Here is a 12,785-nt window from a genome sequence, read left to right as displayed (position 1 = left end):
ATGCAAGGGAATTTGTTGCCTCGGACGAAATAAATTCACTTGGTGCGCCAGGCGGTCACTCCCTCTGTCAACGTCACCAGCGCGTCGTTGCGCTTGCCGTCGCGCTCGACGATCACGCGCGCGGTCGGCGTCGATGCCGTGCGCGGCGCCAAATGCAGCGTGATGGCGCCGTTGCGGATGTCGATATCGGCGCTGTCGATCTTGCCGGCTTCCAGCGTGATCCAGGTGCGGGTCGAGGCGACAAACAGGCGACTGCGGGCGCTGTCCTTCGGCGTGATGTGCAGCGTGGCGCCGTCATTGCGCAGGTTGGCGCCAAAGGCCAGCCAGCCGAACACCGGATCGTTGAGAACGTAGGTGGCGGTGGCGTAGGCGTGGCCGTAGAAGCCCATGCCGTAGTCGCCGCTGTAGGCGTCCCAGCGCATCATGTCCGGCCAGGCGTGGAACGCGGCCGAGGCAAAGCCTTGCTGGTCGATATTGGTGATGCCGCCCAACAGGCCACCGTACGCCACGCGCAGCAGGTGCAGGTCGGTCGGGTTGGCGCGGTAGGCGGCAAACAACGGCACCGCGTTCAGCGTCGAGCCGTAGTGGTGCAGCTGGCGTTCGATGCGGCGCGTCTTGCCGCCGTACAGGAAGTCCCAGTAGCGGCGGGCGTTGCCGTTATAGCCCCAGCTTGGCAGCGTCGGGTCGTAGCCGAGGATGACCTCGCGCGTGATGTCGGCCTGCTTCTGGTAGCCGAAATAGCGCATCCAGGCGTAGACCTCGGCCTGGCCCGTCGAGTCCCACGCCATCTCGCTGCCGAACGGGTAGGCCAGCGAGCGCCAGTGGTCGGCGCGCTGCTTCATCAGGCGTTCCATATTGGCGGCTTCGGCTTGCAGGCCTTCACGTTGCAGGTCTTGCAGGATGTCGACGAAGACGTCGCCTTCCATCAACCCGAACTGCGCGTATTCGGGCGCGTCGCGCTCCATCGCCACCACGGTCTGGTAGGCGTGTTGCAGATACCAGCGCCAGTCGTGCGCGGTGACCAGGCCGCTGTGGTTGCGCGCCAGGCGGTACAGCACCCAGTGGCCGATCGCCACGTGCGGATAGTTGTAGGCGCGGCCGAGGTCGCCGGCATCCTTCTTGTTCCACGAGGTCCAGCTCTTCCAGTCTTGCGTGGCGCCGTAATAGGCCGGGAAGGCTTGCGGATCGTAGTAGAACAGGCTCTTGCGCACAGCGCCGGCCTGCGGGCCTTCCGCTACTTGCAGTTTGCCGAGCACGGTCTCGTTGACCAGGCGTTCCAGCCTGGCCACCTCGGCCGCGTCCGGATTGTCGAGTTGTTTCATGATGGCCGCGACCCAGCTGCCGGCGCCGCCTTCGTCGCTCATGCCGGAGATCCACACGCGGGTGTCGTCGGTGACGATGCGTTTGGCGTCGTTGTCGTAGGTCAGGATCGCCGGCGCACGCTGGAAAGGATCGGTCTTGTCATCGAACCATTGCTGCGTGGTGCTGAAGCGGCCGAGGTCGGCCACGGCCTGTTCCAGCGGCTTGGTGATGAAATAGCTGATGGTCTGCACGCTGTGGTCGGCGTAGGTGATGTTCAGCCGCGCCGGTCCCCAGCCCTGGCTCTTGATGGTATAGCGCAGCCAGCCTTTGGCGGTGGCGCTGGCTGGCGCTGTGGCCGGCGTGGCAGTCAGCGCGCCGGCCGGTTCGGCGCTGATGGCGGAGATTTTCTGTGCACTGTGCAGGAACAGTGTGGCGTCCAGGTCGGTCGGTACCACGTAACCGGGGATGCCAATCGCCACCGGCCGCTGCTGCGCCACCAGCGTCTGCTCGATGGCACGGATGGACTGCGCGGTGACAAAGCGCACGCCGATCTCGCGCCGTTCGCCCGCTTGCAGCGTCAGGCTGGTGGGCGTATTCCATTGCTGGCCGGCGGTTTTCCAGTCGGTTTCCGCATAGGCCTTGCTGGCCACGGTCCAGTCGTAAAAGCCCTCGGCGGTCTGCGCGCGTTTGCTGTTGTCGTCGATCGGGCGCCAGGCTTCCAGCGGCGTATGGCCGTCCGGCAGCACCAGCAGCGCCGGACCGGCGCCGTTGAGGCGCGTCACCTGCACGTAACCGGCGTCGCGGCCGATGTAGGGATCGGCGAAGCTGGCGCTGGCGTGGGCCTGCTCCAGCGTGCGGTCGGTGATGATGTTGTCGAACACCATCGGCATGCCGAGGCCGCCGATTTCCACCGGCCGGGCCGAGCGATTGATCAGCGTGAAGCGCAGCACCAGCGCGCCCTTGTCGTTGAGCCAGCGTCGCTCCACCGTCAGCGGCAGGCCGGCGCCGAAGGTGGCGCTGATGTCGGCGGCGGCCAGCGCGGGGCCGGCCGCCAGCACGCGCACCGGCTTGCGTTCCCTGGACGAGGAATAGTCCTGCCAGGCGCCGTCGCCGCTGCGCAGTCGCAGGTTGAGGTCGCCGATATGGGCGTAGCCATTGCCGCTGCGCTCGGCCTCGCGCGTGCCCGGCGTGAAGTCGAAGCCGGGATCGCTGACCGGCGTCAGCCGCGCCAGCGTCTGCGTGTCGGTGCGCAGGGCCAGCAACAGTTGCGGCGTGCTGTAGGCGCGCTCGGCGGCGAAGCAGGGAAGGGCGGCGAGGAGGGCGGCGGCGAACAAAGATTTCATGTGCATTCCTGAGGGCAATGCACACATTCTAACCAACTCGCCGGCTTTAGCGGACTATGAAGTGCAGGCCGATGTCGCGCTTGGCGCCGGGTTTCAGCGTGAAGCCGCCAGTGACCCAGCTTGGGTGGTTTTCGCCGCTTGCGCGCTGCTCGGCCGGCGGCTGCCAGCTGTCGAGTGGCGTGCGACCGTCCGGCTGCACCCGCAGCGTTGGCCGCTGGCCCTCCGGCCGCCTGACTTCTACCACACCCTGGTCGCCGGGGCGGGCCTTGACGCCGCCGCTCTGGTCGACGATCAGCGGCATGCCGGCCTCGGCCACCTCGACCGGCTGCTTGCTGCGGTTGATCAGCGTGTAGCGCAGCACCAGCGCGCCCTTGTCGTTGATCCAGCGGCGCTCCACCGTCAGCGGCAGGCCGGCGCCGAAGCTGGCGCTGATGTCGGCCGCGGCCAACGCCCGCACGGCCGGCAGCACGCGGACCGGCTGGCGTTTCGCGAAGGTGGCGTAGTCTTGCCAGGCGCCGCCACCCTGGCGCAGTTTCAGCGTCAGGTCGCCGATGTGGCGGTAGCCGTCGAACTGGCGTTCTTCCTCGCGCGGGCCGAGCGTGAAATCGTGGCTGGGGTCGCTAACCGGGGTCAGCCTGGACAAAGTCTGGGTGTCGGTGCGCAGCGCGAACAGCCATTGCGGCGTGCTGTAGGCCTTGGTCTGGATGGCCGGATAATCGGCCGCCAGGGTAGGGGCGGCGGCCAATACGGCCATCGGCAGCAACCAGGTGGATAAATGTGGTGTCATGGGCAATCCTGTTTGAACGACAATACCGGCACTGTAACACCAGCATGGCCGGGCTGGCGTTCCGCCTGAAAAGCTGGTATAGTCGCGGGCTTACCTCTTCCCACACCTGTCTTGACGCCAGGGTGGGCTCATTTTCAAGTCCTTAAGGGAGTTATACATGCGTCACTACGAAATCGTATTTATCGTCCATCCGGACCAGAGCGAGCAAGTGCCCGCCATGATCGAACGTTACAAAGCAACCGTAACGACTCGCGGCGGCTCCGTGCACCGCGTTGAAGATTGGGGCCGCCGCCAAATGGCTTACCCAATCCAGAAACTGGCCAAAGCGCACTACATCTGCCTGAACATCGAAGCAGACAACGAAACCCTGGTTGAGCTGGAAACCGCATTCAAATTCAATGATGCCGTTCTGCGTCACCTGACCGTCAAGCTGAAGAAAGCCGAAACCGCTCCTTCGCCAATGATGAAGTCGGTACAACGCGAAGATGCAGCGAAATCGCATCGCACCGAAGCTCCAGCCGCTGCTGCTCCAGCCGCTGCTTAATTGGTCTGAGAAGGAACCGCGCTGAACCAGCTCCAGTTCATCGCCCTCATCGCCGAACGGGATGCAATACGTTACACCCCGGCCGGTATGCCGATCGTCAATGCTGTACTCCAGCACCGGTCGCAGCAGATGGAGGCGGGCATCGCCCGATTGAGCGAGTTTGAAGTGTCCGCGATTGCCGCGGGCGAGATTTCAAGCCGCTTCAGTCAGACGCCGCTGGCAGGACTGTATCAGTTCACCGGTTTTCTCAACAAGAAAAGCCGCAATAGCAAAAGCCTGGTGTTTCACATCATTGATTTTAGTGCTGTCCAAGACAGCGCAATTTAAATACAGGAGCCTAAAATGGCATTCGGTAAAAAGTTCGACAAAAACAAGCTCAAGCTGAAAGAAAAGCGCAAGCAACAAAACCCACTGTTCAAGCGCAAGAAGTTCTGCCGCTTCACCGCCGCTGGCGTTGAGCAAGTAGACTACAAAGACGTAGACACCCTGAAAGACTTCGTCCAGGAAAACGGCAAAATCATGCCAGCACGTCTGACCGGTACCAAGGCGCACTACCAGCGTCAAGTTGACACCGCGATCAAGCGCGCTCGCTATCTGGCCCTGCTGCCGTACACCGATCTGCACAACGCTTAATCGCGGCAGAGTAACTGGAGAAGAACTATGCAAATCATTCTGTTGGAAAAAGTTGTCAATCTGGGCAACCTGGGTGAAGTCGTTAAAGTTAAAGACGGCTACGCACGTAACTTCCTGATCCCGCAAAAAATGGCCCGTCGTGCAACCACGTCGGCTATCGCGGAATTCGAAGCCAAACGCGCTGAACTGGAAAAAGCTGCTGCCGCCAAGCTGGCCGCTGCCCAAGCCCAAGGCGAGAAACTGAACGGCATGACCGTGACCGTTTCGCAAAAAGCTGGTGTTGACGGCCGTCTGTTCGGCTCGGTCACCAACTTCGACATCGCTGAAGCGCTGAGCAAAGCCGGCTTCGCAGTGGAAAAAGCTGCTGTGCGCCTGCCAACCGGTCCGCTGAAGACCGTCGGCGAGTTCCCAGTCACCGTTTCGCTGCACACCGATGTGCTGGCGGAAGTGACCGTTGCCGTCGTAGGCGAAGCTGCCTAAGACTGGACCGGGCGGCAACGCCTGTCTGGTTTGCAACACCCTTGAAAAAGCCGGGCTTTGTCCCGGCTTTTTTCTCGTCATAATTTTGTAGTACGGCACAAGCAGGTATAATTCGCGCCATGAACGCCCCCTCCGATCCGCAAGTCGATTCGCTCCGCGTCCCGCCGCACTCCATCGAAGCAGAACAGTCCGTCATTGGCGGCCTGCTGCGCGATAACGCGTCCTTTGACCGTATCGCCGACATGATGAATCCGGAAGACTTCTACCGGTACGACCACCGCATCATCTTCGAGCAGATCGTCAAGATGATCAACAGCTCGCGCCCGGCGGACGTCATCACCGTGTTCGAGAACCTGACCCAGCTGGGCAAGGCCGACGACGTCGGCGGCCTGACCTATCTGAACGCGATGGCGCAGAACACGCCGTCCGCCGCTAATATCCGCCGCTACGCCGAGATCGTGCGCGACCGCTCGGTGCTGCGCCAGCTGATCACCGTGGCCGACGACATTTCCGGCCAGGCGTTCAGTCCGCAGGGCAAGGAAACCAAGGAAATCCTCGACGAGGCCGAATCGCGCATCTTCGCCATTGCCGAGCAGGGCGCCCGCGGCGCCGCCGGCTGGCTGGCGGTGCAGCCGCTGCTGACCCAGGTGGTCGAGCGCATCGACGAGCTGTACTCGCGCGAGAACCAGTCGGAAATTACCGGCGTGCCGACCGGCTTCATCGACCTCGACCGCATGACGTCGGGCCTGCAGGGCGGCGACCTGGTCATCGTGGCCGGCCGTCCGTCGATGGGTAAAACCGCATTTTCGGTCAACATCGGTGAAAACGTCGCCATCGAAGCCGGTTTGCCGGTGGCGATTTTCTCGATGGAGATGGGCGGCGCCCAGCTGGCGATGCGTATGCTGGGCTCGGTCGGCCAGCTTGACCAGCACCGCCTGCGTACCGGCCGCCTGAACGACGAGGACTGGCCGCGCCTGACGCACGCCATCCAGAAGATGAACGACGCCCAGGTGTTCATCGATGAAACCCCGGCGCTGAATCCGATCGAGATGCGCGCCCGTGCGCGCCGCCTGGCGCGCCAGTGCGGCAAGCTCGGCCTGATCATCGTCGACTACCTGCAGCTGATGCAGGGTTCCAAGGCGGGCGACAACCGCGCCTCCGAGATCTCGGAGATTTCCCGTTCGCTGAAAGGCCTGGCCAAGGAGCTGGGCTGCCCGGTGATCGCGCTGTCGCAGCTGAACCGCTCGCTGGAACAACGCCCCAACAAACGTCCCGTCATGTCCGACTTGCGCGAATCCGGCGCTATCGAGCAGGACGCCGACGTCATCATCTTCCTGTATCGCGACGAGGTCTACAATCCCGACTCGCCCGATAAGGGAACGGCCGAAATCATTATCGGTAAGCAGCGTAACGGCCCGATCGGCGCGGTACGTCTGACCTGGATCGGCCAGTACACCAAATTTGGCAATTACTCTGGTAGCTTGGGTGTGTACCAGGGTGACTAATCCTTAACGCTGGTACCTCATCCAAGAGACCGGCGATCTGCAGTAGTAATAAAACGGAGAAAAATATGTTTGGACGTTTGATGCCCACCGAGGGCAAATTCTTTGACCTGTTTAATCAGCACGCCGAGCTGTGCGTCAAAGGCGCAAAAGAAATGGTGGGCCTGATGTCCAACTTCGACGACCTGGAAAACCGCGTGCACGCGATCGAGAGCATCGAGAAACAGGCCGACAAGATCACCTACCAGACCGTCGACCTGCTGCACAAAACTTTCATCACGCCGATCGACCGCGACGACATCCACAAGCTGATCACGCGCCAGGACGACATTCTCGACCTGCTGGAGGACGCGGCCCAGACCGTGTCGCTGTACGACCTGCATTCGGTGACGCCGGAAGCCAAGCGCCTGGCCGAGCTGGTGCTGGCCTGCGCCGAGAAGGTCAAGGAAGCCGTGTCGCTGCTGCATAACATGGACAACTCGCGCCAGATCGTCGCCATCTGCGAAGAAATCGACCGCCTGGAGTCGGACGCCGACCACGTGATGCGCGCCGCCATGTCCAAGCTGTTCCGCGATGAGCCGGATGTGCGCAACCTGATCAAGATGAAGGCCATCTACGAAATCCTCGAAACGGTGACCGACCGTTGCGAAGACGTGGCCAACATCATCGAAGGCATCATCGTCGAAAACGCTTAAGAATAACAATATGCATACCATACAAATCAGTCTCTACGTGCTGATCCTGCTGATCGGGCTGGCGCTGATATTCGACTTCATGAACGGCTTCCACGACGCCGCCAATGCGATCGCCACGGTGGTCTCGACCGGCGTGCTGAAGCCGCAAACGGCGGTGGCCATGGCGGCGCTGTTCAACTTCGTGGCGATCTTCGTGGTCGGCCTGCACGTGGCCGGCACGGTCGGCAAGGGCACCATCGACCCCGGCATCGTCGACCAGTACGTCATCTTTGGCGCGCTGGTGGGCGCCATCGTCTGGAACCTGTTTACCTGGTACTACGGCATTCCATCGTCGTCGTCGCACGCGCTGATCGGCGGCCTGGTGGGCGCCGCGGTGGCCAAGTCCGGCACCAGCGCGCTGGTCGGCGGCGGCCTGTGGAAGACCGTGCAGTGGATCATCCTGTCGCCGCTGATGGGCTTTGTGTTCGGCTCCATCATCATGTTGATTGTGTCGTGGATCTTCGTGCGCTCGACGCCGCGCCGGGTCGACAAATGGTTCCGCCGCCTGCAACTGATCTCGGCTGCTTCGTACAGCCTGGGCCACGGCGGCAATGACGCGCAGAAAACCATCGGCATCATCTGGATGCTGCTGATCGCGGTCGGCCAGGTGCCGGCCGGTGGCGAAACGCCGCCGCTGTGGGTGATCGTGTCGTGCTACGGCGCGATCTCGTTCGGCACGCTGTTCGGCGGCTGGCGCATCGTCAAGACCATGGGCCAGAAGATCACCAAACTGAAGCCGGTCGGCGGCTTCTGCGCCGAGAGCGGCGGCGCCATCACCTTGCTGATCGCCTCGCACTTCGGCGTGCCGGTGTCGACCACGCACACGATTACCGGCGCCATCGTCGGCGTCGGCTCGGCGCAGAAGATGTCGGCGGTGCGCTGGGGCGTGGCGGGCAACATCGTCTGGGCCTGGATCTTCACCATTCCCGCTTCGGCCTTCGTGGCCGCGCTGGCCTGGTGGGTCGGACACCACATCATGTAACACCAAGGGAGCTGCGGCTCCCTTTTTTGTTGCTGCCGATACGAAGAAAAATTACTTTAGGTATAGTGGCTGCTGGTCGTATTTTAGTGAATAAGAGCATGTTTATCGATTTCGCAAACCTGCAGCGGATGGCGCAACAATCCGCCGCTGTGACGCAACCCTGCAGCTGTAACGACGCGCAGGCGTTGGCCTGGCAGCAGATTCCGCTGACGCTGGAGCTGGACCAATTCGAAGAAGTAGGCACGCTGGTGCAAGATCCGTATGGCGAACCGGCTTTCAAGGAATACCATCCAGCCGGCACCCGCCTGCAAAGCGACGACGCTCCCATCGCGCCACGCTACTATCCGGCCAATCTGAGCCAGGTATTGCGCTGCGTAAAATGCAGCCGCCTTTATCTGCGCTACACGGAAGGCGGCGGCTACTTCACCGAAGTGCGGCTGCGCGCGCTGCGTCCGCAGTTGCTGGTCGACGCGCCGCTGTAGGAAGCGATTCGCGAACGCCGGCCATGGCCGCCGCCAGTTAGGCTATGATGCCGGGTTTTCCGCTTTCCTGGCCGCCTCATGTCCGCTCCGCGTAACAAACGCTATTCCCGCCGCCGCAGCACCACGGAAGCGTGGCTGAATGCCGCCTTGCTGGGCGGGCGCGTGGCGGCGTGGAGTTATCGGCTGGGCTTGCACGGCCGGTTCGGCGTCACCCGCCACACGGTCGCGCTGCCGCCCGAGCGGCGCTTGCCGGAGCCGTTGAAGATCGCCTTCGCCTCCGACTTCCACGCCGGCCCATCGACCCATCCGGCCATCTTTGACGATCTGTTCGCGCAAATGGCCATCGAGCTGCCGCATGTGCTGCTGCTGGGCGGCGATTACGTCTCCGGCCCTGCGCATTACGCCGAGGTGCTGATGCCGCGGTTGTCGGCCTGCCATCCGCCGTGCGGCAAGTTCGCCGTGTTCGGCAACCACGATCTGTCCACCGACGACATGCAGCTGACGCAGATGTTCAGCCGAGCCGGCGTGCACACGCTGGTCAACCGCGCGCTGACGCTGCCGGCGCCGTTCGACAGCGTCTCGATCTGCGGCATGGATGATCCCTGGACCGGCGCGCCCGACGCCGCCGCCACTTTCGCCGGCGCGGCCGCTACCCGCGTGTTGCTGATGCATGCGCCAGACGGCCTGCTGATGCTGGATCGCCAGCGCTACGACATCGGTTTCGCCGGTCACACGCACGGCGGCCAGATCGCCTTGCCCAACGGTACGCCCTTGCTGATGCCGCAGGGTCCGCTGTCGCGGCCGTTCTATTATGGCCGCTTCCCGGTGCCCGCTAACGGCGACTTGATCGTCAGCCGCGGCGTCGGCTGCGGCAATATTCCAGTCCGCATCAACGCCGATCCGGAACTGGTGATCTGCACTGTGCAATAATCTAGCCACCATGCACACCATCCACCTGATTGAAGAAGATCCGACCGCGCCCGAGTCCGTTCTGCTGATGGCGGAATTGTCGACCGCGCTGGAAGCCATCACCGGCGATAGCGGCAGGGCCTCGTTCGATGCCGACGACGTGCGCGGCCCGGCCGCCTGCTTTGTGGTGGCGCGCAGCGATAGCGGCGCGGCGCTCGGCTGCGGCGCCTTCCGCCCGCTGGAACCCGGCGTGGCCGAGATCAAGCGCATGTACGCGCGCCACGGCACCAGCGGCGTCGGCAGCGCCGTGCTGCGCTATCTGGAAGGCGAGGCGCAGGCGCTGGGCTACCAGGCCGTCTGGCTGGAAACGCGGCTGGTCAACCGTCGCGCCATGGATTTTTATGAAGCGCGCGGCTACCAGCGCATCGCCAACTACGGCAAGTACATCGGCAACCCGCTGGCCGTCTGTTTCGAGAAGCAATTGCCATGAACCGTCACGCCGTCCTTGCCGCACTGCTGATGCTGGCGCTTGGCGCGCCGGCGGCTGGCCCGCTGCGCGACCGCCTTGCCGCCTTGCAGGATGAGATGGACGAGGGCGGCGCTGCGGCGCCGTTTGCGCTGCCCGCCGGCGTGCGGCTACTGGCCGACCAGGCGTACGGCGAGGATCGCCTGCAGCGTTTCGATGTATATCTGCCGCGCAACGCCAGCCATGCCCCGGTGATCTTCATGGTCCACGGCGGCGCTTGGCGCACCGGCGACAAGGCCAGCGCGCAGGTGGTGAGCAACAAGGTACTGCGCTGGACCGCGCGCGGCATCATCGTGGTGTCGGTCAACTACCGCCTGCTGCCCGGCGCCAGCGTGGCGACGCAAGCGGCCGACGTGGCTGCCGCGCTGGCGGCGGCGCAGGCCGGCGCCGCCGGCTGGGGTGGCGACCGCAGCAAGTTCGTGCTGATGGGGCATTCGGCCGGGGCCCATCTGGTGGCGCTGCTGGCCTCGGCGCCGCCGGCGCAGGGCGTCACGCCGTGGCTGGGCGCGGTGGCGCTCGACAGCGCCGCCATGGACGTGCCGGCGCTGATGGCGCAGCGCCACTTTCCATTCTATGACCGCGTTTTCGGCAGCGATGCCGCTTACTGGCGCAGCGTGTCGCCGGCGGCGCAACTGAAACCGGGCGCCTCGCCGCTGCTGGCGGTGTGCTCGTCGCGGCGCCAGGACTCCTGTCCACAAGCCGAAGCGTACGCCAGCCGCGCCGGCGCGCTGGGGATGCGCGTGCAGGTGTTGGCGCAGCCGCTGAGCCACATGGAGATTAACGCCACGCTGGGCCAGCCGGGCGCCTACACTAGTGCCGTGGAAACTTTCCTTGCCGAGCTGGATCCAATTTTCGCCGCGCGGCCGTGATGTAAGTTTTGTCTTACAAGTCGCCGCGCCCGGCGCTGCTTACGCGCACAGTCGCCAACGGGCACAATGCTGCTCATGAAAATCATCGACCAACGTTATCTGGAAAGTGGCAACCGCTACTCTACCCAAACCTGCCTGCTGAGCATCCTCGAACTGGACGCCGTCAGCGAAGAAGCAACTGAAAAATTACAGGAACGACTGTACGCCGCCTTGCCGGGCCTGGCCCGTCTGCGTGGCCTGGTCGGCAAGCGTGCCGACGCTGTGCCGCCCGTGGTGGAACTGGTGCAACAAACTGCCCTGGAATTGCGCCGTCTGGCGCTGAATGAAGTGACGGTCGGCTTTGTCGACGTGGTGCCGCGCATGCAGGGCCGCTATCGCATGGTGCTGCCGTATAGCGCGAAAAGCGCCGCCGCGCCGTCGCTGAAAATGGCGACGCAACTGGTGAACGCCATGCTGGCCGGCCGATCCTTCAACGTCAAGGCCGGCCTGGCCCGCTTGCGGGCTCTGGCCGACCGCCGCAGCAAACCGCGTGGTTCGCTGATGCAGACCGCGCGCACCATCCTGATGTCGGTGATTCCCAAGCAACCGCTGGCGATGCTGCTGCCGACGCCGCACCTCGGCTAATCAGGCTAGCTCGACTTCCATACCCTCGTAAGCCAGCACCACCTTCAAATCGCCCAGCACCGGCGCATGGCGCGCCATGACTTCGGCGAACACGGCTTCCAGCTCATCGTCGCTGCGGGTCGGCTCATGGTGGGTGCAGAACAGCGTTTTGGCGCCGGTGCGCAGTGCCAGTGCAAACGCCGAGTCGAAGGTGCCGTGCCCCCAGCCCTGCTTGGCGGGGTATTCCTCGCGCGTGTACGAACAATCGACGATTAACGCATCGACGCCGCGCACCGTGGCGTCGATGGCGGCGTTGCGCTCGGCCATCCACGCTTCGTACGCCGCATGCTCCGGGTGACCGGCCGGATGAATGTTGTAGTGCGGTTCGTGATCGCCGGTGAAGAACAGCGAGCGGCCATTGCATTCCACCCGATAGCCCAGATCCGTCACCGGATGGTTCATCACCACATTGCTCACCGTGGCGTCGCCCACGCTGATCGGCTGGTCCACCTCCAGCGTCTGGTATTCAATGGTCGCGTCCATCTGCGTTTCGCTGACTGGGAAATAACTGTTCTGTAGCTGCACCCCCATCACATGTTCGATGCCGTTGCCGGTGACCGGATCGGTCACGCCATGCAGCCGCACCCGGCTGTCGCGGATAAACAGCGGCGTAAAAAACGGCAGGCCGTGGATGTGATCCCAATGACTGTGGGTAATGAAAATGTTCGCGTGGATAGGACGGGTTTTTTGCTGGATCAGCGATTGCGCCAGCGAAAACAGGCCGGTGCCGCCGTCGAGAATGATCAGGGTGTCGTCATCGGTGCGGACTTCGATGCAGGTGGTGTTGCCACCATAGCGCGCCGTCCGTGGACCGGGGGAGGGAATCGAACCACGGACTCCCCAAAATGTGAATTTCATACGCAAAATCCCTGGTGTACTTTTTTATTCTTGCTATTTGGTGTGTTGCCGCATTACCTACAGCCGATGATAGCTTTTTTTTCCCGCCGCAGGGAAAAAGCCGATGCAATTTCATCGCTTCCCGCTATTTCCCGATGTACAACAGCTTGCGCTAGAGATACACTTCCACCC

The 12,785-nt window shown here is 63.3% G+C and carries 15 protein-coding genes; 12 read left to right on the top strand and 3 right to left on the bottom strand.

What is annotated here, in order from left to right:
- Positions 1–35: 35 nt before the first annotated feature.
- Both HH213_RS03130 and HH213_RS03125 read right to left on the bottom strand, forming a co-directional pair.
- Entirely contained in the window at positions 36–2,645 is a 2,610-nt protein-coding gene (locus HH213_RS03130; protein ID WP_217363488.1) for a DUF5695 domain-containing protein, read from the bottom strand.
- Between the two features lie 46 nt (positions 2,646–2,691).
- Positions 2,692–3,432: a DUF5695 domain-containing protein gene (locus tag HH213_RS03125; protein WP_169110699.1), complete on the bottom strand. Its 741-nt coding sequence runs from the start codon at positions 3,430–3,432 to the stop codon at positions 2,692–2,694.
- Between the two features lie 157 nt (positions 3,433–3,589).
- Here HH213_RS03125 and rpsF point away from each other — a divergent pair, with 157 nt between their 5' ends.
- From rpsF to HH213_RS03065, 12 genes are all read left to right on the top strand, one after another.
- On the top strand, positions 3,590–3,976 hold the full coding sequence (gene rpsF, locus HH213_RS03120; RefSeq protein WP_110844529.1) for a 30S ribosomal protein S6: 387 nt from the start codon (positions 3,590–3,592) through the stop codon (positions 3,974–3,976).
- 21 nt (positions 3,977–3,997) lie between these two features.
- Entirely contained in the window at positions 3,998–4,303 is a 306-nt protein-coding gene (gene priB, locus HH213_RS03115) for a primosomal replication protein N (RefSeq protein WP_161053856.1), read from the top strand.
- 15 nt (positions 4,304–4,318) lie between these two features.
- A complete protein-coding gene (gene rpsR / locus HH213_RS03110; RefSeq protein WP_090176193.1) occupies positions 4,319–4,609 on the top strand; it encodes a 30S ribosomal protein S18 in 291 nt (96 codons plus the stop codon).
- A gap of 27 nt (positions 4,610–4,636) precedes the next feature.
- Entirely contained in the window at positions 4,637–5,089 is a 453-nt protein-coding gene (gene rplI / locus HH213_RS03105; protein ID WP_110844527.1) for a 50S ribosomal protein L9, read from the top strand.
- A 119-nt stretch (positions 5,090–5,208) separates the two neighbouring features.
- Positions 5,209–6,594: a replicative DNA helicase gene (locus HH213_RS03100; protein ID WP_110844526.1), complete on the top strand. Its 1,386-nt coding sequence runs from the start codon at positions 5,209–5,211 to the stop codon at positions 6,592–6,594.
- Between the two features lie 65 nt (positions 6,595–6,659).
- A complete protein-coding gene (locus HH213_RS03095) occupies positions 6,660–7,286 on the top strand; it encodes a DUF47 domain-containing protein (protein ID WP_110844525.1) in 627 nt (208 codons plus the stop codon).
- A 10-nt stretch (positions 7,287–7,296) separates the two neighbouring features.
- A complete protein-coding gene (locus HH213_RS03090; protein WP_110844524.1) occupies positions 7,297–8,307 on the top strand; it encodes an inorganic phosphate transporter in 1,011 nt (336 codons plus the stop codon).
- 98 nt (positions 8,308–8,405) lie between these two features.
- Positions 8,406–8,789: a hypothetical protein gene (locus HH213_RS03085; RefSeq protein ID WP_174864385.1), complete on the top strand. Its 384-nt coding sequence runs from the start codon at positions 8,406–8,408 to the stop codon at positions 8,787–8,789.
- A 78-nt stretch (positions 8,790–8,867) separates the two neighbouring features.
- Positions 8,868–9,719: a metallophosphoesterase gene (locus HH213_RS03080; protein ID WP_169110697.1), complete on the top strand. Its 852-nt coding sequence runs from the start codon at positions 8,868–8,870 to the stop codon at positions 9,717–9,719.
- Positions 9,720–9,729: 10 nt separating this feature from the next.
- Positions 9,730–10,188: a GNAT family N-acetyltransferase gene (locus HH213_RS03075; protein ID WP_174864384.1), complete on the top strand. Its 459-nt coding sequence runs from the start codon at positions 9,730–9,732 to the stop codon at positions 10,186–10,188.
- Positions 10,185–11,093, top strand: a complete 909-nt coding sequence (locus HH213_RS03070) for an alpha/beta hydrolase (protein ID WP_169110695.1) — start codon at positions 10,185–10,187, stop codon at positions 11,091–11,093. The genes HH213_RS03075 and HH213_RS03070 overlap by 4 nt, the downstream gene beginning before the upstream one ends.
- A gap of 75 nt (positions 11,094–11,168) precedes the next feature.
- Positions 11,169–11,717, top strand: a complete 549-nt coding sequence (locus HH213_RS03065; RefSeq protein WP_110845595.1) for a cyanophycin synthetase family protein — start codon at positions 11,169–11,171, stop codon at positions 11,715–11,717.
- On the opposite strand, the gene HH213_RS03060 is transcribed toward HH213_RS03065, so the two are convergent.
- Positions 11,718–12,614 (bottom strand): MBL fold metallo-hydrolase, encoded by an 897-nt coding sequence (locus HH213_RS03060; protein WP_169110693.1) that lies wholly within the window; start codon positions 12,612–12,614, stop codon positions 11,718–11,720.
- Positions 12,615–12,785: the final 171 nt, after the last annotated feature.

This window comes from Duganella dendranthematis (genome assembly GCF_012849375.1).
Taxonomy (GTDB): Bacteria; Pseudomonadota; Gammaproteobacteria; order Burkholderiales; family Burkholderiaceae_D; genus Rugamonas; species Rugamonas dendranthematis.
Note: the sequence above shows the minus strand (reverse complement) of the source record. Positions and strands in the feature narration are given on the sequence as shown.